Annotated in this window: 23 protein-coding genes; 5 read left to right on the forward strand and 18 right to left on the reverse strand. The window is 66.3% G+C overall.

All coding sequences use genetic code 11. The features are described from left to right. The first annotated feature begins 2 nt into the window (after nucleotides 1-2). Nucleotides 3-773, forward strand: coding sequence for a peptidoglycan editing factor PgeF (gene pgeF, locus ACODRV_RS12880; RefSeq protein WP_488908579.1), 771 nt, complete (start codon nucleotides 3-5; stop codon nucleotides 771-773). 188 nt (nucleotides 774-961) lie between these two features. Here pgeF and lpxC read toward each other — a convergent pair whose 3' ends face one another. From lpxC to ACODRV_RS12930, 10 genes are all read right to left on the reverse strand, one after another. Continuing rightward, nucleotides 962-1861 carry a UDP-3-O-acyl-N-acetylglucosamine deacetylase gene (gene lpxC / locus ACODRV_RS12885; protein ID WP_488908580.1) on the reverse strand — a complete coding sequence of 300 codons (900 nt, stop codon included), beginning with the start codon at nucleotides 1859-1861 and terminating at the stop codon, nucleotides 962-964. A 220-nt stretch (nucleotides 1862-2081) separates the two neighbouring features. Continuing rightward, the gene (gene ftsZ / locus ACODRV_RS12890; RefSeq protein WP_141627380.1) at nucleotides 2082-3650 is read right to left on the reverse strand and encodes a cell division protein FtsZ; all 1569 of its coding nucleotides are present in this window, start codon (nucleotides 3648-3650) and stop codon (nucleotides 2082-2084) included. Between the two features lie 251 nt (nucleotides 3651-3901). Continuing rightward, on the reverse strand, nucleotides 3902-7225 hold the full coding sequence (locus tag ACODRV_RS12895; protein WP_141627381.1) for a TonB-dependent receptor domain-containing protein: 3324 nt from the start codon (nucleotides 7223-7225) through the stop codon (nucleotides 3902-3904). A gap of 259 nt (nucleotides 7226-7484) precedes the next feature. Beyond that, on the reverse strand, nucleotides 7485-8810 hold the full coding sequence (gene ftsA / locus ACODRV_RS12900) for a cell division protein FtsA (RefSeq protein ID WP_488908581.1): 1326 nt from the start codon (nucleotides 8808-8810) through the stop codon (nucleotides 7485-7487). Nucleotides 8811-8821: 11 nt separating this feature from the next. After that, the gene (locus ACODRV_RS12905) at nucleotides 8822-9715 is read right to left on the reverse strand and encodes a cell division protein FtsQ/DivIB (RefSeq protein ID WP_141627383.1); all 894 of its coding nucleotides are present in this window, start codon (nucleotides 9713-9715) and stop codon (nucleotides 8822-8824) included. Then, the gene (locus tag ACODRV_RS12910) at nucleotides 9703-10641 is read right to left on the reverse strand and encodes a D-alanine--D-alanine ligase (protein WP_488908582.1); all 939 of its coding nucleotides are present in this window, start codon (nucleotides 10639-10641) and stop codon (nucleotides 9703-9705) included. Before ACODRV_RS12910 ends, ACODRV_RS12905 begins: the two co-directional genes overlap by 13 nt. A gap of 91 nt (nucleotides 10642-10732) precedes the next feature. Further along, nucleotides 10733-11851, reverse strand: a complete 1119-nt coding sequence (locus tag ACODRV_RS12915) for a hypothetical protein (RefSeq protein ID WP_141627385.1) — start codon at nucleotides 11849-11851, stop codon at nucleotides 10733-10735. Nucleotides 11852-11909: 58 nt separating this feature from the next. Beyond that, complete coding sequence (gene murB, locus ACODRV_RS12920; RefSeq protein WP_488908583.1) at nucleotides 11910-12815, reverse strand: UDP-N-acetylmuramate dehydrogenase; 906 nt, start codon at nucleotides 12813-12815, stop codon at nucleotides 11910-11912. Next, nucleotides 12812-14257 carry a UDP-N-acetylmuramate--L-alanine ligase gene (gene murC / locus ACODRV_RS12925; RefSeq protein WP_488908584.1) on the reverse strand — a complete coding sequence of 482 codons (1446 nt, stop codon included), beginning with the start codon at nucleotides 14255-14257 and terminating at the stop codon, nucleotides 12812-12814. Before murC ends, murB begins: the two co-directional genes overlap by 4 nt. Nucleotides 14258-14373: 116 nt before the next feature. Continuing rightward, the gene (locus ACODRV_RS12930; RefSeq protein WP_488908585.1) at nucleotides 14374-14730 is read right to left on the reverse strand and encodes a DUF559 domain-containing protein; all 357 of its coding nucleotides are present in this window, start codon (nucleotides 14728-14730) and stop codon (nucleotides 14374-14376) included. Nucleotides 14731-14920: 190 nt separating this feature from the next. On the opposite strand from ACODRV_RS12930, the gene ACODRV_RS12935 reads away from it, so the two are divergent. Then, nucleotides 14921-16381 carry a tyrosine-type recombinase/integrase gene (locus tag ACODRV_RS12935; RefSeq protein ID WP_488908586.1) on the forward strand — a complete coding sequence of 487 codons (1461 nt, stop codon included), beginning with the start codon at nucleotides 14921-14923 and terminating at the stop codon, nucleotides 16379-16381. Between the two features lie 320 nt (nucleotides 16382-16701). On the opposite strand, the gene ACODRV_RS12940 is transcribed toward ACODRV_RS12935, so the two are convergent. The 3 genes from ACODRV_RS12940 to ACODRV_RS12950 are packed head-to-tail and all read right to left on the reverse strand — an operon-like array spanning nucleotide 16702 to nucleotide 17865. Further along, entirely contained in the window at nucleotides 16702-16851 is a 150-nt protein-coding gene (locus ACODRV_RS12940; RefSeq protein ID WP_488908587.1) for an SEC-C metal-binding domain-containing protein, read from the reverse strand. Next, nucleotides 16836-17165: a type IV secretory system conjugative DNA transfer family protein gene (locus tag ACODRV_RS12945; protein WP_488908588.1), complete on the reverse strand. Its 330-nt coding sequence runs from the start codon at nucleotides 17163-17165 to the stop codon at nucleotides 16836-16838. The genes ACODRV_RS12940 and ACODRV_RS12945 overlap by 16 nt, the downstream gene beginning before the upstream one ends. Further along, a complete protein-coding gene (locus tag ACODRV_RS12950) occupies nucleotides 17122-17865 on the reverse strand; it encodes a ParB N-terminal domain-containing protein (protein ID WP_488908589.1) in 744 nt (247 codons plus the stop codon). The genes ACODRV_RS12945 and ACODRV_RS12950 overlap by 44 nt, the downstream gene beginning before the upstream one ends. Nucleotides 17866-18146: 281 nt before the next feature. On the opposite strand from ACODRV_RS12950, the gene ACODRV_RS12955 reads away from it, so the two are divergent. Continuing rightward, nucleotides 18147-18353 (forward strand): hypothetical protein, encoded by a 207-nt coding sequence (locus ACODRV_RS12955; protein ID WP_488908590.1) that lies wholly within the window; start codon nucleotides 18147-18149, stop codon nucleotides 18351-18353. Continuing rightward, nucleotides 18353-18673: a hypothetical protein gene (locus ACODRV_RS12960; RefSeq protein WP_488908591.1), complete on the forward strand. Its 321-nt coding sequence runs from the start codon at nucleotides 18353-18355 to the stop codon at nucleotides 18671-18673. Before ACODRV_RS12955 ends, ACODRV_RS12960 begins: the two co-directional genes overlap by 1 nt. A gap of 118 nt (nucleotides 18674-18791) precedes the next feature. Here the strand turns inward: ACODRV_RS12960 and scpB are convergent, their stop codons facing one another. The 5 genes from scpB to ACODRV_RS12985 form a co-directional block, all read right to left on the reverse strand. Then, the gene (gene scpB, locus ACODRV_RS12965; protein WP_141627388.1) at nucleotides 18792-19457 is read right to left on the reverse strand and encodes an SMC-Scp complex subunit ScpB; all 666 of its coding nucleotides are present in this window, start codon (nucleotides 19455-19457) and stop codon (nucleotides 18792-18794) included. Nucleotides 19458-19461: 4 nt separating this feature from the next. Further along, nucleotides 19462-20289, reverse strand: a complete 828-nt coding sequence (locus tag ACODRV_RS12970; RefSeq protein WP_141627389.1) for a segregation and condensation protein A — start codon at nucleotides 20287-20289, stop codon at nucleotides 19462-19464. A 40-nt stretch (nucleotides 20290-20329) separates the two neighbouring features. Next, entirely contained in the window at nucleotides 20330-21376 is a 1047-nt protein-coding gene (gene nagZ, locus ACODRV_RS12975) for a beta-N-acetylhexosaminidase (RefSeq protein WP_488908592.1), read from the reverse strand. Between the two features lie 6 nt (nucleotides 21377-21382). Beyond that, nucleotides 21383-22123: an SPOR domain-containing protein gene (locus tag ACODRV_RS12980; RefSeq protein ID WP_488908593.1), complete on the reverse strand. Its 741-nt coding sequence runs from the start codon at nucleotides 22121-22123 to the stop codon at nucleotides 21383-21385. An 81-nt stretch (nucleotides 22124-22204) separates the two neighbouring features. Continuing rightward, nucleotides 22205-23380 carry a deoxyguanosinetriphosphate triphosphohydrolase gene (locus tag ACODRV_RS12985; protein WP_488908594.1) on the reverse strand — a complete coding sequence of 392 codons (1176 nt, stop codon included), beginning with the start codon at nucleotides 23378-23380 and terminating at the stop codon, nucleotides 22205-22207. Nucleotides 23381-23445: 65 nt separating this feature from the next. Here ACODRV_RS12985 and ACODRV_RS12990 point away from each other — a divergent pair, with 65 nt between their 5' ends. Then, entirely contained in the window at nucleotides 23446-23823 is a 378-nt protein-coding gene (locus tag ACODRV_RS12990) for a HesB/IscA family protein (RefSeq protein WP_488908595.1), read from the forward strand. Nucleotides 23824-23881: the final 58 nt, after the last annotated feature.

Here is a 23881-nt window from a genome sequence, read left to right on the forward strand (position 1 = left end):
CCATGTCGCTGGAACCGATCACCCATCCCCTGCTGGACCGCGCGGGCGTCCGCCACGGGTTCTTCACCCGGCAGGGCGGAGTCTCGACCGGTATCTACGACAGCCTCAACGCCGGGCTGGGCTCCACCGACGATCCAGCCGCCGTGGCCGAGAACCGCCGCCGCATCGCCGCCCACATGGGCGGGACGCCGGACGACATCGCCGCCTGCTACCAGATCCACTCCGCCGTCTGCCGGGTGGCCGAGGCGGGCTGGAAGGGCGAGCGGCCCGAGGGCGACGCCGTCGCCACCGCCGCGCCCGGCGTCATCTGCGGCGTCCTTACCGCCGACTGCGCCCCTGTCCTGCTGGCCGATCCGGACGCCGGGATCGTCGGCGCGGCCCACGCGGGCTGGAAGGGCGCGTTGGGCGGGGTCGTCCATTCCACCGTCGCCGCCTTGGAGGCGCTCGGCGCGCGTCCGGCGAACATCGTCGCCGTGGTCGGCCCCTGCATCGGTCAGGCGTCCTATCAGGTCGGCGCCGATTTCGAGGAACGCTTCGCCCACCACGATCCGGGCAGCGAGCGCTTCTTCATCCCCGGCGGCGCTCCGGACAAACGCCTGTTCGACCTGCCCGGCTTCGTCCTGTGGCGTCTGGAGCAGGCGGGCGTGGGTCAGGCCGCATGGACCGGCCACGACACCCGCGCCGACGAGTTGCGGTTCTTCTCGAACCGCCGCGCCTTCCTGAACGGGGAGCCCGACTTCGGCCGCCTGATGAGCGCGATCAGCCTGGGCTAGCCTGTCCCCCCCCCGTTGCGGAGCAATGCCGAGTCGCAGGCCATGACCTACGGCGCAGCGGACGGACACGGCCCGCGCCGTCGCCGTCGTCTCTCAAATCACAGGAAGCCGTCGTCGAAATCACCGAGAATTCGTCGCCGAAATCACCGAAAATTCGTCGTCGAATTCTCGCCAACCCTAATGGGTGTTCAGCCTGCCATCGCCATCTGCGGCACGCGGGTCACGACGCGCCAGGCCTGCGGGTTGGCCAGCAGTTCGCGGACCAGCAGGTTGTTGATCGCGTGACCGGCCTTCACGCCCTCGTAGCGGCCAAGCAGGGGCGCGCCGAGCACGTACAGGTCGCCTATGGCGTCCAGCGCCTTGTGCTTCACGAACTCGCGCTCCATGCGCAGCCCGCCCGGGTTCAGGATCTGGTCGCCGTCGATGACCACGGCGTTCTCCAGCGAGCCGCCACGGGCCAGACCGGCCTTGCGCAGGGCCTCGACCTCATGGGTGAAGCCGAAGGTGCGAGCGGCCATGATCTCGTCGCGGAAGGTCTGCTCATCGACCACGAAGTCCACGACCTGATTGCCGATGACCGGGGTGGCGAAGTCGATCTCGAACCGCATCTCGTAACGGTCGCAGGGCAGCAGGACGGCGGACTTGTCGCCCTCCTGAACCCGGATCGGCTCCAGAATCTCGATGTACTCGACCGGGGCTTCCTGCTTGCGGAAGCCCGCGCGGTCCAGCAGCTGCACGAACTGCAGGGCCGAACCGTCCAGGATCGGCAGTTCGGGGCCGTCCACCTCGACCACGGCGTTCGACACGCCCAGCGCGGCGAAGGCGGCCATCAGGTGCTCGATGGTCGACAGGCGAACGCCGGCGGCGTTCTCGATCATGGTGTTCAGGCGGGCGTCGACCACGGCCTCGCCCGAGACGGGGATGCGGTTGTCGCGGTCAGTGATGTCGGTGCGGACGAAGACGATGCCCGTACCGACCGGCGCCGGGCGCACGGCCAGACGCACGCGGTCGCCCGTGTGCACGCCCACGCCGGCGATGATCGCGGGCGCGATGGTCGTCTTCTGAAGATGGTCGTGACGGACCGACAAACTCAAACTCTCTTCATCTTGCGCCCCGCCTCTCTGTGCGGAGTTCGCCCCACGCCTTGGTTACCGATCTCTTCGCAACCGCGAAATGAAAGTCGGGTTTCGGATTGTTTCGGCCTGAAACAGAGGAGGCCTGAGGGCTAAAGAGACGAGCGTTGAGGCGAAGGAAGAAGGGGCGGCCCCTGCGGACCGCCCCTCGAACCTTTACCCTTGAACCCTGGTCCTAGTTCGCCAGCCGGCGCAGGAAGGACGGGATTTCCAGATCGTCTTCGGCCTGGCCCAGCTCCGGCTCGATGGTCGGCTGGGTCTGACTGGTGTGACGCATTTCCGTCTGGCGGTTGCCGGACGGCGGATAGGTGGGCTGCTGACGCTTCTTGCCGAACAGGCTCCAGCCGCTCTTGCGGTGGTCCCGGTCGTCATAGCCGTCGTCATAGGCCGGTTCCGGACGCGGGGCGGGCTCGGGAGCCGGCGCGCGTTCCATGTACAGGTCGCCCTGGGCTTGCGGCGCCTTTTCGGCGGCCGGACGCGGATTGTTCTCGTACTCCTCGACCCACGGATCGACGATCGGCTCCAGCGTACGCTCTTCAGCGACGTGGATAACCGGCTCGGGCTTGGGCTCCGGCGCGCGGGCTACCGCGCCGTAAGCCGGCTGAGCGGGCTGAAAGGTGGGGACGATCGGAGCCTCTTCGACGCGGGCCCGGACCGGCTCGGCGGCGCGAACGGGCTCCGAACGCACCGGCTCGGAAGCGCGCGGGGCGAAGGCCGGGGCCGGGCGACGCGTGTCGAAGGTCGCCGAACCCGAAGAGGGCGGCGCCTTGGCGGCGGCGGTGTCTTCCATGCCGGTCGCCACGACCGACACGCGGATCTTGCCGTCCAGGGCCGGATCGAAGGCGGCGCCGAAGATGATGTTGGCGTCCGAATCCACTTCGCCGGCGATGGCGTTGGCGGCCTCGTCGACTTCCAGCAGGGTCATGTCCATGCCGCCGGTGATGTTCACCAGCACAGCCTTGGCGCCCTTCAGCGAGGTCTCGTCCAGCAGGGGGTTGGCGATGGCGTTCTGGGCCGCCATCAGGGCGCGGTCGTCGCCCGAGGCCTCGCCGGTGCCCATCATCGCCTTGCCCATCTCGGACATGACGGCGCGGACGTCGGCGAAATCGAGGTTGATCAGGCCCGGCAGGATCATCAGGTCGGTGATCGAGCGCACGCCAGAGTGCAGGACCTGATCGGCCATGCCGAAGGCGTCGGCGAAGGTCGTGCGCTCGTTGGCGACGCGGAACAGGTTCTGGTTCGGAATGACGATCAGGGTGTCGACGTAGCGCTGCAGCTCGGCGATGCCGGCCTCGGCCAGACGCATGCGGTGACGGCCTTCAAAGGTGAAGGGCTTGGTCACGACGCCGACGGTCAGGATGCCGCGATCACGGGCGCATTTGGCGATGACGGGGGCCGCGCCGGTGCCGGTGCCGCCGCCCATGCCACAGGTGATGAAGACCATGTGGGCGCCGTCCAGGTGCCCGAAGATTTCCTCGGCGGATTCCTCGGCGGCGTTCATGCCGACTTCGGGGTGCGCGCCGGCGCCCAGTCCCTGGGTGATGGTCTCACCCAGCTGGATGCGGCGGTCGGTCTTGGCGAAGGAGAGGTGTTGCGCGTCGGTGTTGGCGACCACGAACTCGACACCTTCCAGACCGGCGTCGATCATGTTGTTGACGGCATTGCCGCCCGCGCCGCCGACGCCGAACACGACGATCCGGGGCTTCAGTTCCGTAGCTTGCGGACGCACCAGCGAGAGAGACATTTTTCCGACCCTAATTCCGACCCTGCCCTTGCAGTCCCGATGCGAAATCCCCGCCGAATCGCATTGGTTATGAGCGCGTTAAGGAAGCGCCCGAACTGCTTAAGGGAGTGTTACCGGATAGGCTGAGTCGGGTCGGAGGCCACGGAAATCGTTAACCTTGGCCGCAAAATCCCGGCCGCGTCCGCCGCCGCGCAACGAAAAGGGGCGGCCCTCGCGAGCCGCCCCTTCCGTCTTGTGTCGTCTGCTCGTTCTTAGAACGGGCGGTAGTTCAGGCCCACGAAGAAGCGCGTGCCGTAGGGGTCGAAGTTGCTGTACGTCGTCGTGCCCAGGTAGGCGGGCTGTTCGGCGTCGAACGCGTTGACCACACCGAAGCGGATCGACAGGTCGTCCCGGAGGTTCGCACGGACCGTGAAGTCATGGCGGGCGAAGTCGCCGGTGTCGTAGGTGTCATACGGACGAGAGTCCAGGTTGGACATCTGGTCGCGGATGCGAGCGCTGTTCTGGGCCGTCTGCCAGTCCATCGACCAGTTGACGCTCCAGGTGTCGTTCGGAACCCAGGTCAGCGACGAGGTGAAGCGAACGCGCGGGTAGAAGACGCCGGCCGACAGTTCGGTGAAGCTGGCGGCGTTCGCCGGGTCCAGGAACTGCTTCTGCTCGATCAGCCAGAGGCCGCCCAGGCTGTAGTTGAAGCGGCCCAGGTTCCAGCCGAAGGCTTCTTCGGTGTCCAGCGAGTAACGCAGGGTGAAGTCCAGACCACGCGTCTGAAGCGCCGCGTAGTTGATCGAGCTCTGGATGAAGCCGCCGATCGGATCGCCCGAAGCGGCGCCGAGGTAGAACTCACGGCCCGGGGTCGGGTCGTTGCGGAACAGCAGACCGCAGGTTTGCGGGTCCAGGGTCGGTCCGTTGACGCAGAGGTTGGACATCGTCTGGGCGCTGACCGACGCGATAACGTCGGTGATCTCGATTTCATAGTAGTCGAGGATCAGCTGCAGGTTCGGGAACATCCGCGGTTCCAGCGCCACCGAGAAGGTGAAGCTTTCCGATTCTTCCGGACGGAGGTTGGCGTTGCCGCCGCTGACGCCCGCGATACCCGACGAATAGATCGGGTTGAAGTCGTCGGTGTTGGTCGCCGTCGTGCCCGCGAAATCGTAGGCCAGAGCGGTGCCGTTGGCGGCGTTGTACTGGTTCAGCAGCGCCTGGCAGTTGGCAATCCGGTTGGTGCGGATTTCCGTGTTCTGGGCGGCGATGTTCAGCGTCGCGCAGGGATCAACGTAGCCGTTGGCGAAGGTCTGGCTGAAGGGCGAGAAGTTCTCACCCAGGTTCGGCGCGCGGAACGAGGTGTTCAGGCTGGCCTTGAAGGTGATGTCGCGGATCGGGCGATACACGAAGTTCACGCCGTAGACATCGCCGTCGCCGGCGGTGGTGTAGTCGAAGGCGCGGTACGAACCGCTCACTTCGGCGTACTCACCCAGCCAGCTGTCGCGGACCAGCGGCAGCGAAAGTTCGGCGAACCACTCTTCCGACTCGTACTCCGCGCCGAGGAAGTCAGCACCGGTGTTGAGGAACAGCAGACGGTCGCCCGTCGTGGCGCTGCGGCCGACACCTTCGGTGTACTCGCGACGCCATTCGGCGCCGACGGCGACGCCGATCGCGCCGGCGCCCCAGAAGTCCCACAGCTGGCCGGAGATGGCGCCGATGGCCTGCTCCTGCTGGTTGACGTGGCTGACGGTGATCGCCGCATCGACATAGGCCAGGGCGGCTTCGCTCTGGTTGCCGGCGCCGAAGACGTTGAGCGGAACGCACTCGTTCAGGGCGCGCGTGCCTTCAACGCTGTCGGTCAGCAGACCGCCGCGGAAGTAGTCGTCCAGATCGCCGGAGGTGGCCTGGATCAGCTTGGCGCGGCAGACGATCTCGCCCGGACGGCCGTTGACGGCGCCCGCGGTGTCGACCACGGCGTCAGCCGCGAGGGCGAAGCGCTGAACGTCAACGCCACGCTCGACGTTCTCGTTGCGGGCCTCGCCGTTCACATACGACAGATCCCAGTTGATGTTCTTGATGAAGGCCAGCTGGTCGAAGCCGCCGTTCAGGCCGATCACATAGCGCTCGACTTCGCGGTGGTTGTCCTGGGTGCGATCCGGACCGAACATCGAGTGACGGGCCCAGGCGCGAGCCTGCGTCAAGGCCGGCGTGCCGGGCGTGGTCGCGTTGGCGGTGTAGTTGGTGACAGTGTTCGCCTGGATCGCCGCACGGACGTTGGCCGGCAGATAGGCGTTGTCCAGACGCAGGTCGAACTGGCTGGTCGCCCGGATCGGGTTGGTCCAGTTCGCGGCATAGCTGCCGTCGTGCAGGAAGATGTCGAAGAAGGTCGGCTGGCTGATGTCGAAGGTGTCTTCCTCGACGTACTTGTATTCAGCCGTCAGACCGATGTTCTCGGTGATCGCGAAGTTCGCGCCGACCTGATAGCGGGCCGAGGTCGATTCCGGAACGCGGCTGTCCTGACCGAAGCGCGAGGGATTCTCGCCGTCACCGCCGATGTTCAGGGTGCGGTTGGAGCCGACGTTGCCGATGCGCTGGCCGAAGTTGGCGAGGCGGGCGGTGGTGCCTTCGTAGACGTAGGTCTTGAGCGGATCCAGCGAGTAGCAGTTGGCGCTGGTCAGAGCGGTACAGCTGGCCAGCGGCACATCCGGGTCGTTCAGCGGGCTGGGCTGCTGCGAGTTGGCGAGCGTGGTCTGACCCCAACGCGGACGCGACAGGGTGGTCAGGCCGCTGAACACGGCGCTGTCCAGCATGCCGTCGTTCGGGGCGTTGGTCGGGTCGGCGTCGATACCGACCAGGGCGCGCGAGTCACGCAGCCAGTCGATGTCCATCGACTCGACCATGTCGATGTCTTCGTACTCGGCGAAGCCGTACAGGTTCAGACGATCATCCAGCAGGTTGATGCCGCCCAGCACCGAGATACGCTTGTTGGCCTGACCGGCCTGGTTGATCATGCCGTAGTTGGCGTCGATCTCGAGACCCTCGAAGTCACGACGCAGGGTGAAGTTCAGCACGCCCGAGACGGCGTCAGCGCCGTAAACCGACGAGGCGCCGCCGGTGACGATTTCGATGTTCTCGATCAGCAGACGCGGGATCGAGTCGACGTCAACGGCCAGGTTGCCCTGGGCGGCGCCGACGTGACGACGACCGTCGACCAGCACCAGGGTGCGGCCGGTGCCGAGCGAGCGGAGGTTGGCGAACGACAGGCCGCCGTCGTTGAGGTTGGAGCCGGTGGTGTCCGACGGAACCAGCGAGTTCGACAGGGCGGGAATGGTCGCCAGGTAGTCGATGATGGTCGTCTGGCCGGTGGTCTGCAGCTGCTCGCCGGTGACCTGGATCAGCGGGGTCGGCGAGTTGACCGGGTCACGACGGATACGCGAACCGGTGACGACGACGTCGTCGATCTGGGTCGCGGACTGGTCCGCCTGGCCCTGAACGCTCACGCCCGGGAGCTGGCTCTGCGCGAAGGCCGGAGCCGCCAAAGCCATGACCCCGGCCAGGATCGTAGTGCCAAAGAGATACTTGCGCTTGATTAGCATGTGTTGGGCCCCAACCGATAAAGGATGCAAGACGCCGCGCCCCGATTGAAGTCGGGACACTGCTTCGGATTCCACGCTAGCAGCAAAGATGGCCTCCACAAGGGATTGTGGCGGCTTGGCGACCACGGAAGACCCGTGTTGTTACAATCTGGACACAGTCTCGCCATGCAGGCGAGAAAAACGGGCGAACGGAGGCCGGATAACGGCCAAACGCGCGACGTTATCCGGATTTAGCCCGCCAAATGGGGCTTTCAGCGCCTTAAAGGTTGTCGCGCAGCCAGCCCGCGGCGCGCGCCACCAGGCCGCCCGTGTGAGCGCGGGGCGCATCCGCTGCGGTAATCTGACGCGACATGAGTTTCCGCGCCGACACCGCCTCGCGTGGACCGTAGGCGGCGCGCAGCAATACGCCCGCCGCCGAGCAGAAGGCCGGCCCGGAGGCGGCGTCCGCGAGGTGAGGCGCGCGCTGGGGCTTGCCGAGTCGCACGGGGCGATCAAACACCCGCACCGCCATTTCGCAGACGCCGTTCAGCTGGCTGGCGCCGCCGGTCAGCACCAGACCGGCGCCGGGCTCAAGCCCCACGCCCGCGGCGCGCAGCCGGTCGCGCAGAAGTTCCAGCGTCTCCTCGACGCGCGGCGCGATGACGGTCTTCAGCATGGCGCGCGGCACCACGACCGGGCTGGCCGACGGGTCCTCGCCGCGCGGCGGGGCCTCCAGCATCTCGCGATCCTCATTGGCCGAAGCCATGGCCGAGCCGTGCAGGGTCTTGAGTCGCTCGGCGCCCGCGCGCGAGGTCGACAGACCGCGGGCGATGTCCGCCGTGACGTGATCGCCGCCGACATTGAGCGATTCGATGTGCAGCAGGCTGCGCCCGCCCCACACCGCCGCCGAGGTGGCGCCGCCGCCCATATCGATGCAGACGCAGCCGAGGTCCATCTCGTCGTCTTCCAGCGCCGCCAGCGACGACGCCACCGGCGCGGCGACCACGCCCTGCAGATCAAGGTGGGCGAGTTCCAGACAGTGGCTCAGGGCCGTGAAGGCGCTCTCGGCCATCGACACGACCAGCAGATCGAGCCCCAGCGAGTGACCGCGCATGGAGCGGGGATCACGCACGCCGCGCGCGCCGTCCACCGACCAGGCGATCGGCAGCACGTGGATCGGGCGGCGGCTGGGCAGGCGAATCTGGGCCAGCGCCATCGCGATGGTGCGCGCCAGATCGCCGTCGCCGACCGGGTTCTGCCCCAGCGAGACGCGCGACTGCACCCGGTGGCTGGCCATCTGGCCGATCGCCGTGGTCACGACGACGCCCGCGACGGGCGCGCCGGCGGCCCGCTCGGCGCGTTCGACGGCGTGGCCGATGGCCTGCGCGGCCTCATCCATGCTGATGATCCCGCCGCCGCGAATGCCGCGCGACTGCACATGGCCCGCGCCCGCGACCCGGATTGTCCGGTCCGCGTGGCGCACGCCCTCGGGCTTCATGATGAAGCAGCCGACCTTGGACTGACCCAGATCCAGCGCGGCCACCACGGGCGCGCGGCTCGATGCGCCACGACCATCAACAGCCTTGTCCAGACTCCGCCCGGCCATACCCTGCCCTCTCAAGCTTTACCGTTGTCGGACGAGGGCCGGACGGCGACCTCTTCCGGTGTTCTCAGATCAATCCGGGCGAAGCCCAGCTCCAGCAGCCGGCGGCGCTGGTCCATCTCATCCAGCTGGATGAGGGCCGCGTCCTGGTTCAGGGCGGGCAGCTGGATCAGGCTGCCGTCCTTCAGACGCAGGTCCCAGCGGCGCTCGTCCACGCGCACCAGAGCCTCGACGCGGCTCATCAGACGCGGGCGCTGGGCGACCAGCGGGAGGATTTCAGCCGCCGCCTGTTCGGCGCCCACGCCCACCACCAGCGGCAGGCCCGGGTAGCGACCGGCGTCGGCGCCCTGGATGACCCGGCCTTGCCCGTCGATGACCTGATTGCGGCCCGCCACCTGCCAGATCGCCAGCCGGTCGTGTTCCACCACATGTACGATCAGGGTGTTGGGCAGCAGGCGAACCACCCGCGCCGACTTGACCCAGCCCACGCCCTCGACCCGCTGGCGCACGGCGTCCAGATCAATGGAGGTGATCGGCTGACCGGGCGCCAGTTGCACGGCCCGCTGGATCGCGACGGTCGCCTCGGCGCTCTCGCCCTCGATGAACACCTTGTCCAGCTTGAAGCCCATGCCGACGGTCAGGCCGTCGATCCCGCGGCCCACCGAGGCGCCGATCCGGTCAGCCCGCGCACCCGTGGCCAGCACGCCGCCGAGCAGCAGGACGCCCGCCGCGATCGAGATCACCACCGCGCGCGGCGACAGGTCCAGACGGCCGATGGCGGCCACCTTTCCGGGGATGGGCGAAGCATTGCGGGGCGCGCGACCGCGCCCTCCGTTCCGGGGCGCCGCGCCGCGTTTTGCGGTCTGGCCTGAACTCTGTCGCCGACCGCCGCGAACTACCGCGGGCATGAGGCGTCCTCCACCATCCACCGGACAAGGTCTTTGTATTCCAACCCGCAATAGGCGGCCTGCTCGGGAACGAGGGAGGTCGGCGTCATGCCGGGCTGGGTGTTGACCTCCAACAGGACCAGATCGTCCTTAACATCGTCATAACGGAAGTCGGATCGGCTAACGCCCCGGCAACCAAGCGCCTTGTGCGCCAGCTCGGCCTCGCGCAGCGCGCGCTCGAAAACGGCGGGCGGCAGGTCGGCCGGAAGCTTGTGGACAGATCCGCCCGGAGCGTACTTGGCCTCATAGTCATAGAAGCCCTTCACCGGCGTGATGTCGGTCACGGTCAGGGCGCGCGGGCCGGCGGCCTCGCCGATCACGGTGACGCACAGCTCCTTGCCGGCGATATAGGGCTCGACCATCACCTCCTCGCCATAGGTCCAGTCGGGCGCGCCGACCTCGGTCTGCGGACCGTTGGCGCCTTCCGGCACCAGATAGACCCCGACTGACGACCCCTCGGCGTTCGGCTTGATCACATACGGGGGCGGGATGACGTGACGGCTGGCCACCTCACGCCGGTCGAACAGCCCGCCACCCGGCACCACCACGCCCGCGGCGCGCAGGACGGACTTGGTCTTGTCCTTGTCCATCGTCAGGGCCGAGGCCAGCAGACCGGAGTGGGTGTAGGGAATCTGCAGGGTCTCGAGGATGCCCTGCACGCAGCCGTCCTCGCCCCATTCGCCGTGCAGGGCGTTCAGCACCACGTCGGGCTTCAGCTCGGTCAGCACCTGGGCCAGGTCACGGCCCGCATCCACACGGCTGACCTTGGCCACCTGCCCTTCAAGCGCGTCGGCGCAGCCCTTGCCGGAACTCAGCGACACCTCGCGCTCGGACGACAGCCCGCCCATCAGGACGGCGACATGAAGCTCTGCGAGGGGACGGGTCATGATCGGCTCCGGAACGCTAAACGCATGACGCGAACGTCCTTAACAGCCTGTCAACTTAACCCACGATCTCGCTGTTCTTCGGGGATGCCCTTCAGGAGGCCGTAGGGTCGACCGAATAGATGTAGACGCCGGTGCACGGGAAGCGGGCCTCGGCCGTGTATTCGACGGGGCGCAAGCCCCCCGGAATCCGGCCCGCGGGAACGATGTCATCGCGCATCGTCATGTCCGGCATCATCCGTCCCGAGAGGTCGAAGGAGCCGAGATACAGCGCCTCTCCCGCCCGCGCGTCGAAGGCCATCGTCCCCTGGCAGAAGCTCCAGGCCATGTCGGTGCGGGCCATTCCCGTCAGACGCCAGCGGCCCGGCGGCAGGCGGTAGGCATAGACACCGACACGTGGCCGTCCGCGCTCGACCGTCCTGTCATTGAGGGAGGGCGCGAACAGGTTCGAACGTTGATCAATCCACGCCGGAGTGGAGGCATCCGGCCCGAGCCGCTCGAAGACCAGAATATCGGCGCTGAAGCGGATATCGCCAGTCATCCGAATGAACACCAGCGCGCTGTCATCCGTGACGCGGATATCCCGCGGTCGCAGCGGGTCCAGCGGCAGGGCGTCGAGCGAGGGGCGTGGCAGGTCCGGGATCGGCGGCCAGCTGATCAGGCCCCGACTGGCGGTCATCCCGCCCTCCAGACTCAGGGATACGCCCTCGACGAATTCGGCTCCGGAGAAGCGGTCACTGGCGCCGTTCATGGCGTCATTGGTGAACCAGCGCGTCATCGTCCCGATGGGCCGTTCCGCGCCGACCATCCGGGCCAGCGCCATACGCAGGCTATCACGTTCACGGAGCAGAGGGAGCAGCGGAGCCGCCTCCGCTTCGCTCAGACTCATGATGGTCCACCGATTGGCGACCATGCAGTTCTCTATATTAACCCGACGCCCCGCGCGATTGCGGCGAAGGTCGTAGCCCACGCCCGCGATGCCCAGCGCCGGGTTGATCAGGACAAGGGCGTTGCCGCCGCTGGCCGGCTGGGCCGTTCTTTGGGCATCGGCGACACACTGGGCCAATTGGGTGTCGTGATCCTCAAGGCTGGCGCCGGCCTTGTGGTAGTAGGCCGCGCCCGGCGTGGTCCGGGTCATCACGAATTGCGCCGCCGCCGGTTGGGCGACGAGCAGCGCCACGGCGCCGACAACGGCGCTGAACAGGAATTTCATGGGAGCCCCCTCCGAGAGTCCCACGGCATAGCTGGCCGCCGTCAGAGGCGCAACGCGTTCAGCCCTTGCGGCCGATCCGCTTGATCTCCCAGTCCAGCTGGATGCCCGTCTTCGCCTTCACGTCGGCGCGGACGGCCTCGCCCAGCCCCTCGATGTCGGCGGCGGTCGCCTCGCCGGGGTTGATCATGAAGTTGGAGTGAAGCTCGCTGAACATGGCCCCGCCGCCGTTCACGGCGTGCAGCTTGCCGCGCCAGCCCGCCTCGTCGACCAGCTTCCACGAGGAATGGCCCTCGGGGTTCTTGAAGGTCGAGCCGCCCGTCTTTTCGCGGATCGGCTGGGTGGTCTCGCGACGGCTGGTGATCTCGTTGATCTTCGCCGTGACCGTCTCCGGATCGGCGGGCGTCCCGCGATAGACGGCCTCGACCCAGATGATCTCGTTCTCGGGCACGACGGAGTGACGATAGGTGTAGCCGAAGTCGGCCAGCGCATAGTCCACCCGCTCGCCCGACCGCGTCAGCCCCCAGGCCGAGACCAGCACGTCCTTCGTCTCGGAGCCGTAACAGCCCGCGTTCATGGTCAGGGCGCCGCCGATGGTGCCCGGAATGCCCGCATAGAACTCCAGCCCGCCGATGCCCGCCTTCGCGGACGCCTTGGCGACCATGCTGTCCAACGCGCCCGCGCCGGTCGTGATCGTATCGCCCTCGGTCGTGATCTGGGCCCACGGACGCCCCGCCAGCCGGATCACCACGCCCTCGACCCCGCCGTCACGCACGATGACGTTGGAACCGACGCCGAGCACGGTTACGGGCACAGCCGGGTCCAGCGCCTTCAGGAAGTCGGCCAGATCCTCGGCGTCCGCCGGGATGAACAGCGCGTCCGCCGCCCCGCCCACCCGGAACCAGGTGTACGGCCCCAACGGCTCGTTCAGCAGCAGCTTGCCGCGGACTTCGGGGTACTGGCTCACGACAGCGCCTCCAGCTGCGCCGGCAGGGCGTAGGCCCAGCTGGTGATGTCGCCGGCGCCCAGCAGGACGACCAGATCGCCCGGCTTGGCCTCTTCCTTGATCGCGCGCGGCAGGACGGCGGCGTTTTCCAGCGGCTGGACGTGGCGGTGGCCGAAGCGGCGGATGCCGTCGACCAGCGCATGCTTGTCCACGCCCTCGATGGGGCTTTCGCCCGCCGGATAGACGTCAGCCACGATCACGGCATCGGCGTCCGAGAAGCAGGTGGAGAACTCCTCCATCAGGTCGCGCAGGCGGGTGTAGCGGTGCGGCTGGACCACGGCGATGACGCGGCCGCCCCCCTCGCCTGTCTGGGCCACCTGACGGGCAGCCTTCAGCACGGCGGCGATCTCGACCGGATGGTGGCCGTAGTCGTCGACCACGCGCACGCCGCCCACCACGCCCGTGGTGGTGAAGCGGCGCTTCACCCCGCCGAACCCCGCCAGACCGGCCTTGATCGCCTCGTCCGACACGTCCAGCTCGCGCGCCACGGCGATGGCGGCGAGCGCGTTGGAGACGTTGTGCCAACCGGCCATCGGCAGGTGCAGGCCCTCGATGCGGACAGGCTCGTCCAGCATGGCCAGACCCTGCTGCTGGATCACCACGTCGAAGCGGCAACCGTCCGGCCCCATCTGGCAGTTGTCCGCGCGGACCATGGCCTGCGGATTTACGCCATAGGTGACCAGACGGCGGTTATCGATGGAGGCCACAAGACGCTGGACCTCGGGGTGGTCCAGACAGACCGCCGCGAAGCCGTAGAAGGGGATGTTCTCGACGAAGTCCACGAACGCCTTCCGGACGCCGTCGAAGTCGCCGTAGTGATCCAGATGCTCGGGGTCGATGTTGGTGACGATGGCCACCGTCGACTTCAGGCGCAGGAAGCTGCCGTCGCTCTCGTCGGCCTCGACCACGATCCAGTCGCCGTCGCCGACCTTGGCGTTGGTACCGTAGGCGTTGATGATCCCGCCGTTGACTACGGTCGGGTCCAGACCGGCGGCGTCCAGCAGGGCCGCGACCATCGAGGTCGTCGTCGTCTTGCCGTGGGTGCCGCCCACCGCGATCGAGAACTGCAGCCGCATCAGCTCGGCCAGCATCTCGGCCCGGCGGACCAGCGGGATGCGGCGCTCGCGGGCGGCCATCATCTCGGGGTTAGAGGCTTTCACCGCGGTCGAATAGACCACCGCCGAAACGCCCTCGCCCACATGGGCGGCGTCGTGGCCGATGAAGATCTTCGCGCCCAGCTTCTCCAGCCGCTCGGTATTGGCCGACGCCTTGGCGTCCGAGCCCTGCACCGAATAGCCGATCTTGAGCATGATCTCGGCGATGCCGCTCATGCCGATGCCGCCGATGCCGACGAAGTGGACGGGACCGAGGTCAAACGGAACGGGGCGAAGGCGAGCGATCATGCCAGCGGGTTAGCAGGGCTTATGAGGCAAGGGTAGAGGGCGTTGATCCTTCTCCCCTTGCGGGAGAAGGTGGCCCGCGAAGCGGGTCGGATGAGGGGTCGCACCGGCGGATGGATTTAGTCCGTGGCGAGGTTCGTTCGTGTCGCCTGCAGGATTGTGGCGATGACCTCCCGGCTTCGGCTCTCGATCATCTGGTTGGAAAAGCGCAGCACCCGGAAGTTCTGAGATGTCAGCCATGCGTCGCGAATGGCGTCATGATCGCCCCGCTCCTCGTGCAATGGGCCATCCGCCTCAACAATCAGCCTGTGCCGAAGGCAGACGAAGTCGGCGATGTAGCGGCCGATTACGACCTGTCGTCTGAACTTCAGGCCTTCCAGCCTGCGGTCCCGCAAAAGCTTCCAGAGGCGAGCTTCAAAAACTGCGGGCTCCCGCCGCATGGCGTTGGCGCGTCTACGAAGCCAATCGTCCGACATCGCCGCGACCCCTCATCCGTCAGCCCTTCGGGCTGCCACCTTCTCCCGCAAGGGATGACGGGTTCATGCTAACTCTCTGGCAAATATCGATTTTATCTGCTAACATCTTCTGCACAGCCCCTGCACATTGACGACAAATCAAGGACTTATGCCGCCGATCTGCACGGAACCTGCACAGAGGTAGGTCGCAATGACGTTCATCGCGGACAAGGAAGAGCTTAAGACCGGCTTGGTCATATTTCGCCGGACCGACGTCAGCCACCGCAACTACTACTGCCGCGTGAAGCTTCCCAAAGTGGACCGGTACAAGACCGTCTCGTTGAAAACGTCCGACATAACTCGGGCTCGGGATCTGGCGTTCGACTACGACGCTGACATCCGATTCCGTCTGAAGCACGACGTGCCAGTCTTCAATCGGCCATTCGCCGAAGTGGCCAAGGAGTACGTGGCACTTCAGGCTCGACGCGCGACCGCTGGGGAGATCGCACCCCTTCGCGTTAAAAAGATCGAGTCAATAATCAGGGCTCAACTAAACCCTTATGTCGGAACGACGCAGGTTCATCTGATCGGGCATGACCGCTGGGACAGCTATCCAGCCTGGCGCCGAAATATGGGCGAAGGCCGCATCCCGCGCGACGGTCAGACGCGCGAACTCACTGACGACGAGAAAGCGGCTCAGGCAAGCGCAGTCGATGCCCTTACCAAAGTCGTGCGCAATCGCCGCCCGAAGCCAGCCCAAGAGCGGGCTGATCAACGGAAAAAGGAAAAGGTCCGTTGGGTATTCGTAAGTGATGCGACCATCGCCACGGAGATGTCGGTGTTCAGCGGAATCATGAACTTCGCTGCGGACAAACACTACATCCCCGCAACAAATCGATTTGGAGGCAGGCCCAAGCTCAAGACCGAGCGGAGGGACGAGTTCACGCTAGAAGAATACCGGAAACTTCATACGGTCGGCCGCGCTTGGGTGAAGAAAGCCAAACATGGCACAAGCCGATGGTACCGCGAGGTTGCGTACGTTTTCGTGCTCATAATGTGCAACACGGGCATGCGACCGCCCGAGGCCAAAAACCTTCGCTGGCGCGACATCACCGTCGCTAAAGACAAGGAGGGCCGGGATGTGGTGGTCATCTATGTGCGCGGTAAAGGCAAGGAGCGGAAGCTTGTCGCGCCGGCCAGCGTCGGTGAATATCTCGAACGTATCCGGAAAATCGGCAAAGCCATCAAACCCGATGACCGGGTTTTCACAACGCATTTGGGGGAGGCCAACAAGTCTCTCTACGCATCGTTGATCGAAGGCCTGCTCGATGCTGCGGAACTGCGCGAAGGTCCGTCTGGCACGCTGCGTTCGACCTACTCATTCAGGCACACCTACGCCACGCTTCGCCTGAGCGAGGGCATCGATGTCTATTTGCTGGCGGAGCAGATGGGCACATCCGTGAAAATGATCGAAGACCACTACGGGCATGTGAATACGATCAAACACGCTGACCGTCTGTTGCAGGGGATGGGTAGCTGGGAACCGGTCGAGGTCAGTGCCGATCAGCCTGCCGGAAAGACCAAGACGGAAGCTCAGGCAAATGCTTCCAAAGCCGCCGCCACGCGCGGAAAGGCGGCGCGGCCCGCGCAACCTCGCCGTCCTCGCGTTTAAGCTCTGCGCAACAGGCAGCGCAGAGCCAAGATACCGCGTGCAGCCTGCACATCTTAGCGGGATCGCACTTAAGTCAGCATTGTCGGTCGAGTTCGAGCGCCATCACGCTTGCATTCAAAAATCAAATTCATCGCCAGCTAGCCAACCAACAGAGAGAGCCTGCGCTTTCACAGCAGCCCGATGTTCCGACTAGACGACTAAAGTTAGGCTCATTTTCCAATCGGAGAGGAGTGCCGGTTTCCCCAGCCACCCGGACCACCTCTCAGATCTCAACGCTGCCTGGCCACTTCTGATTCAAACCGGAAACCGAGAGAGTCCGTTCAGTAGCTCACCAAGCAGCATTTCTTGTGCTTCTTGCCGCTGCCGCAAGCACAAGGATCATTTCGGCCGACCTTTCGAGCAACCTGCCGTTCTATGGCGTTCCACGGCACCTGCGGGCGAACCGTCCACTGCTTCACCAATTCTTCCATCTCCGCGTCGAATGCCCATGGTTCGCGTGATCCGATACCGGCCAGGATGTCGAGAGTGGCGGGGTGAATGAGAAGACCATGCCAGCGGTCGGCTTCGCTGGCGTACTTGCGGAGTTGGCAAGCCGATCTGGCGGAAGGACGACGAACACGGTTGTCAGTTGGCTTTGTAGGTCGCTCAGCTTGAAGTCCGACTGGCTCAGCGTCTTGGTCATTCGGGGGCTGTCGAGAAAATGAGTGTGCCGCTGGGCGGCCGACAACACCCCTGCGGCCTCACGATCGCTCTTGGACAAATGACGGTTCGCCGAGCGTGACATCACGTGTCGCCAAGTCCTTCGCGATGCGTTGCAGCGTTGCGAGGACCACGGGTTCTTCGTGCGTTAGTTCAAACTTGCCGCGTTGAACGCTGATGCCCACGCGGTTGCGAAAGGCTTCGGCCGACAGCAGTCGGTTCAAAGTTGATCGCGGAATCTTTCGACGGCTCGGCAGAAGCCCCGCCTCAGCAAGGCGTTTCTCGATTTCGTCCGCAACGTTCAGACCAGTGCTCTTACCCGTCCGCTGGACGAAGTTTTCCTTCATCCGGTCGTCCCAAGTGCTCTGGCCGATCCCGCTCTGCGCACCGGTGTGACGCCGGAACAAAATGTCGTCGATTCGGTCGCGGTCGCCCTCAACTTGGCAGACGACTGTCTTGGGGAATGTACCCGGCCAAGCGGCGCGTTGGTCGGTGTAAAACTGCTGGAGTTCGACCGTCGGTGCGCGTCGCGGATCGTCCAGAAGTTTAAGGCAGGTGATGCGGCGGTTCCCATCGAACACGATGTATTTGTCGCCCTCAGGGGCCACGAGAGGCGGCTCGTAGATCTCACCTGTGCTCACCAGATCCTTGGTGAGATTACGCATGTGTTGTTCGCGGTTGTTGAACAGCCACGCGATGGCGGCGGTTTCGTTTTCGAGTTCACCATGCCGGTCGTTGGCCCGGTTCACGAGGAGATCAGCAATGGCGATTGCGCGGTAAGACATGCCACCACTTTAGCTTGAGCATAAGCGGTCGTGCAACGCGGTTCGATATGCAGATGCTGACTGTCTTCTAGGGCAGCAGCCTGCTCACGGCTTCGGGGAGTGAACGTCTGGCACGGACCCGCCCGCGTTCAACCCAACTCCCTTCCTCCGCGCTGCGCGCTCCGTGCAGGTCCGTTCCCCTGCGGGGCGCTGCGCGGGGTTTGATCGCGGCCTTATTGGTCCGCGCCGGCCTCTCCCCATGAAGCCGCGGAATGGTCCGCGGCACCCAGAAGGAGTCCGCCATGACCAATCAATCGCTTCCTCTCGGCCGCAAGCCGACACATCGCCTTTTCCGTGTCGTCGGCGACGGTGAAAATTCGATCTGGACCCCCATCGGCGCAGCTTGGCCGAACAAGGACGGCCATGGTTTCAGCATCAACTGCGAAGCCATGCCGCTCTCCGGCCGCATCGTGATGCGCGCCATCATCGAACGCTCGGCAGTCGCCTGATGGCGGCCGAGCGCAGCATCGAGATTCACGCCCTGCATTGGCGGGGCGTGGACATCGAGATCACCTTTGAGCGCGACTGGCTCAGCATCGCGCGCGATCGTGATCTGGCGGCTTCGCACCTGACTGTCACAGCCCTTCAGCCGAAGCGGGCTCGCCTGCCGATCACCGAGACCGGATACCGCTCGCACTTCCTCCACTTCGAGGAAATCGACCAGGCTGGCGGGCCAGTTGCCTATGTTGAAGCTTGGCTTGATCGCTTCGCGAAATCGCGCGAGTGGATCGATCTTGAACACGCTAGCCGCCAGTATTTGCTGATATGACAAAATGGGACTGTGCAGAAACATCTGCACAGTTCCTGCACAGATGGTATCTATTTTTAAAACGCATTAAGTATCAGCTTCTTAGTGATCCCCCATCTCCCGCAAGGGGAGAAGGACGCTAATCCTCCGACACGAAGTCCTGCGCGAACTCCGGCGAGTCTTCCTCGCCCGGCAGCAGGGGCGTTTCGTCGTCGCCGTCGCCCGAGCGGGTCGGGTCGGGCACCTCGAAGCCGACGGGGATGGAGAGGTCCAGCAGGCCGGCGGCCTTCATCTCCTGCACGCCCGGCAGGTCGTAGAGGCTGGCGAGGCTGAAGTGCTCCAGGAACTTGTCGGCCGTCGCATAGGTGACCGGGCGGCCCGGCGTGCGGCGACGGCCCTTCAGCTTCACGAACCCCATCTCCAGCAGCAGGTCCAGCGTTCCCTTGGACAGGGAGACGCCGCGCACGCTCTCGATCTCGGCGCGGGTGCAGGGCTGGTGGTAGGCGATGATGGCCAGGGTCTCGAGCGCGGCCTTCGACAGGCGACGCGGCTCCTCGCGCTCCTCGGTCATCATGAAGGACAGGTCGGCGGCGGTGCGGAAACGCCAGCGGTCGGCCACGCACTCCAGCTCCACGCCCCGGTTCTGATACCGGTCGCGCAGGGCCGAGATGGCCCCGCCCACATCCGCGCCCTCGGGCAGACGACGCGCGATCTCGGCCGCCGACAGCGGACCGGCGGCGGCGAACAGCAGCGCCTCGACGCGGCGCTCGATCTCCAGATCGTCAGGGGCGAATTGAATGCTCATCAGATCAGTTCGGGGTCAGTTCCAGCGGCAGTCCCCTGCCCCGGCGCTTGAGGTAGATTTCGGCGAAGGCCTCGGCCTGTTTCACGTCCATGGCTCCCTCCTTCACCAGCTCCAGACTGGCTGAAAGGGTGGACGCCGTATAGCTGGCCTGCGACGGCCCTTCCTCGTCGTCGTACTTCTCGGGCGCGACCCGGTGGAGCGGGGTCCAGTCCTCCATGCGCGGCAGGATTTCGCGCAGCCAGTCGCGCGCGGCCTCCAGCTGGAAGGCCTCGACCCGCTGGCCGGGATTGTAGCGCCGCAGTTCCTCGCGGCGCCGCTGGGTCACATAGGCGGCCATCAGCTCGTACAGGCTGGCGTCGATGCGGTCGGACGGAATGATGACGGTGGCTTCCGGATCGCCACGCGTGAAGACGTCGCGCTTCAGCTGGGGCCGCGACTGGATCGCCTCCACCGCCCGGCGCATGGCCTCCAGCTTCTGCAGCCGGAAGGCCAGGGCCGCCGCCATTTCCTCGGCCGGGACTTCGTCCGCCTTGCCCTTCTCGTTGCGGGGCAGCAGCAGGCGCGACTTCAGATAGGCGAGCCAGGACGCCATCACGAGATAGTCCGCCGCGAGGGCGAAGTTCCGGCGGCGCGCCTCGTGGACGAAGGCCAGATACTGCTCGGCCAGCCGGGTGATGGACAGCTTCAGCAGGTCCACCTTCTGCGTCCGCGCCAGCGCCAGCAGGACGTGCAGCGGCCCTTCATAGCCCTCCAGATCGACCACGAAGGCGTCGCGGGTGTCGACCTGTTCGGCCGCCGCGAAGTCGAGGTTTGGCTGGAACGCATCGGTCATGTCCTTGACCTGCCGAGCTGCGCGCTGCTTGTGGTCATGGCTACGCCTCCGCCACATCCGGCCCCTTGGCCGCATCCAGCCGCCCCGCCAGCATCGCATCGAAGCGGTCGCGGGCCTCGCGGTAGTCCAGCGGCTCGGGCGTATGGACGATCCGGGCCAGCGCCGCATCGGCGCGGCGCTTGGCCCCGCCCTTCAGCTTGCCGGTCCCCTCTGCCACCTGACGCATCTCGTCCAGCACCCCGTTCCAGTGGATCACCAGATCGCACCCGGCCTTCAGCGACTTCTGCGCCCGCTCGGTCAGGTCGCCTGACAGGGCGTTCATGACCAGATCGTCAGACAGCAGCAGGCCGTTGAAGCCCAGCCGCTCGCGGATCATCCGGATGGCCTTCTTGGACTGGGTCGCCGGATGCTTCCGGTCGATGGCGGTGAAGATGATGTGGGCCGTCATGCCGATGGGCATGTCGGACAGGGCCTTGAAGGGCGCGAAGTCCCAGGCGTCCAGCGTCTCCAGGTCGGCGTGGACCGTCGGCAGTTCCTTGTGGGTATCGGCGAAGGCGCGGCCGTGGCCGGGCATGTGCTTGATGACCGGCAGGACGCCGCCCGCCAGAAGCCCTTCCGCCGCCGCGCGGCCTAATTGGGCCACCAGCGCCGGCTCGCGGGCATAGGCGCGGTCGCCGATGATGTCGTGGGCGCCCGGCACCGGCACATCCAGCACCGGCGCGCAGTCGATGTTGATGCCGACAGCCTTCAGTTCATGGGCCATCAGGCGCGCGCCGAGACGGGCCAGCTCACGCGCCGCCAGCGGATCGTTGGTCGCCTTCAGATAGGCGTCGCCCGGCGGGTACTTCGGCCAGTGCGGCGGCCCCATCCGCTGGACCCGCCCGCCCTCCTGATCGATCAGGATCGGAGTATTGGCGTCCCCGCCGATGCAGTCGCGCAGCTCGTCGGTGAGGGCGCGCAGCTGATCGGGGCTGTCCACGTTGCGGCGGAACAGGATGAAGCCCCACGGCCGGGCGTCGGAGAAGAAGGCCTTCTCCTCCGCCGTCAGTCGATGGCCGCCACAGCCGTAGATCGCCGCCGAGGTCACGGGCGATCAGCGCACGATGCAGTCGCCGCCCGCCGACTTGATGGCGGTGCACAGGCCGGTGGCCTGTTCACGGCTCAGGCCGGTGACGGTGGTGCGGTACAGGGTCGAGCCCGAGGACGAGGTCACTTCCTGCACCCGGCGGCTGCCGCCACGGGTCAGCGAGGGATAGCGGCCCACGATCTGGTTGTACTGGCTTTCGGCGATGGCCGGGGTCGAGAAGGCGCCGATCTGGACGCCCGAGGTTCCACCGGCGGCGGGCGGCGGCGCGGCGGGTTCGGCCTTGGCCGGAGGCAGGGCCGGACGCACGGGCGGCGGGGCCGCTTCAGGCTGCGGCTGCGGACGCGGCTGGACGGTCTCCGGCGGCGGCACGAAGGTCGGCGGCGTGGTCGTGGGCTCACCGGCGGAATAGACGTCGATGCCCGCTTCCGGATCGACCGGCTGGGCGTCGACCGGCGGCTCGACCTTGATGTCGCCGACCGGCGTGCCGACAGCGGGCGGGGCCTTGTCGGGGCTGGCCGACTCCCACGGCTTCATGACCAGCACAGCGACGATGATCGCCAGCAGGACCACGACGCTGATGATCAGGGTCAGGGGCGGCGCCTTGCCGCCGCCACCGCCGGCCGGACCGCCCGGGCCACGGCGCGGATCATAGCCGGCGCGGTCGAACGGCAGATCATCCTCGGTCGGAGGCGTGTAGGCGCCGCGGTCGCGACCCGGGTTCGGACGATAGGGATCTTCGTGGGACATGACCGCGCCTCAGGACTTTTCGCCGCCCGCGAATCGCCCGCGTCGGCCCGATAGCTTACCCGTCCCAGCGAGGCTTACGAATCACAGATCCAGCGCGAGGTCGAGGCTGAACAGCTTCCTGTGTTCCTCGATGGCGTAACGGTCCGTCATTCCGGCGATGTAGTCGCAGACCGCGCGGGCGCGCTTCACGTCGTCGCCGTCGCGGGCGGGCTTCGACCATTCCGGCGGCATGGTCTCGGGTTCGGTCATGAACAGCTGGAACATCTCGGCCAGAATACGCCGCGCCTGACTGCGGGTCCGGTTGACCCGATAGTGGCGGTACATCCGCTCGAACAGGAACTTCCTCAGCACCCCGAGATCCGCCAGCATGGCCGGCGAGAAGGCGACCAGCGTCCGCGAGGCGGTGCGCACATCCTCGGTCGAGCGGATATTGTCGGCCTCCAGCCGCCGCCCGGTTTCGGCCAGCACGTCCTCGACCATGACGCCGATCATCCGGCGCACGGCCTCGATCCGCACCATACGCTCGTCGATGTCCGGCCAGTCAGCACGAACGCCGTGCAGCACCGGACCGATCAGGGGCACGTCCATCAGGTCGGCCAGCGAGAACAGGCCCGCCTGCACCCCGTCATCAACGTCGTGGTTATTGTAGGCGATGTCATCGGCGATGGCGGCGGCCTGCGCCTCCAGCGAGGCGAAGCTGTCCAGCCGCAGGTCCCAGCCGGGCGCATACTCGGCGATGGCCTTCCAGGCGGGCTCGTCCAGCCGGTGGCTGACGGGGCCGTTGTGTTTGACGACGCCCTCGACCGTCTCCCAGCTCAGGTTGAGGCCGTCGAACTGCGGATAGCGGCTCTCCAGCTTGGTCACGACGCGGAAGGTCTGGACGTTGTGGTCGAACCCGCCCCAGTCCGACATGCAGGCCTGCAGCTCATCCTCGCCCGCGTGGCCGAAGGGCGGATGGCCCAGATCGTGGGCCAGCGCCACCGTCTCGGCCAGGTCGGTGTCCAGCCGCAGGGCGTGGGCCAGAGAGCGGGCGATCTGCGCCACCTCGAGGCTGTGCGTCAGGCGGGTGCGATAGTGGTCGCCCTCATGCGCCACGAAGACCTGGGTCTTCTCCTTCAGTCGCCGGAAGGCCGTCGCGTGGATGATCCGGTCGCGGTCGCGGGCGAAGGCGTTTCGGGTGCGGCTGATGGGCTCGGGCGACAGCCGGCCGCGGCTGTGCTCGGGATATTCGGCGTAGGGCGCGCGGTCAGGGATCAAGTTGAACTGCTCATTCGCGAGGACGGGCCTTTGCGAACGCCCGTGCGCGCCTCATATAGGCCCTTGTGAGCACCGTCCAATCCAGCCCCGCCTTCACGATCTCCGCCCCGACCGGCGGGCATGGTCTGACGCTGTCCGAGAGCGCCGCCCGGCGACTGGCGAAACTGGGCGAGATCGAGGGGCGTCCCGTGCTGCTGCGCGTGGCCGTGGACGGCGGCGGCTGCTCGGGCTTCCAGTACCGGTTCGAGCTGATCGAGGCGGGCGAGCCCGACGACATCCGCATCGAGGCCGACGGTCAGGTCGCCGTGATCGACACCGTCTCCCTGCCCTTCCTCAAGGGTTCGGAGATCGCCTTCGTCGATGAGCTGGCGGGGGCGCAGTTCGTCGTCAGGAACCCGAACGCCGCCTCAAGCTGTGGTTGTGGCGTCAGCTTCTCGATCTGATTCAACGCCCTGCGACGGATTACCGCGTTACGTGATTTACCGTAAACGCCTGTGAACC

The sequence above is a fragment of the Brevundimonas sp. FG8 genome, assembly GCF_057808845.1.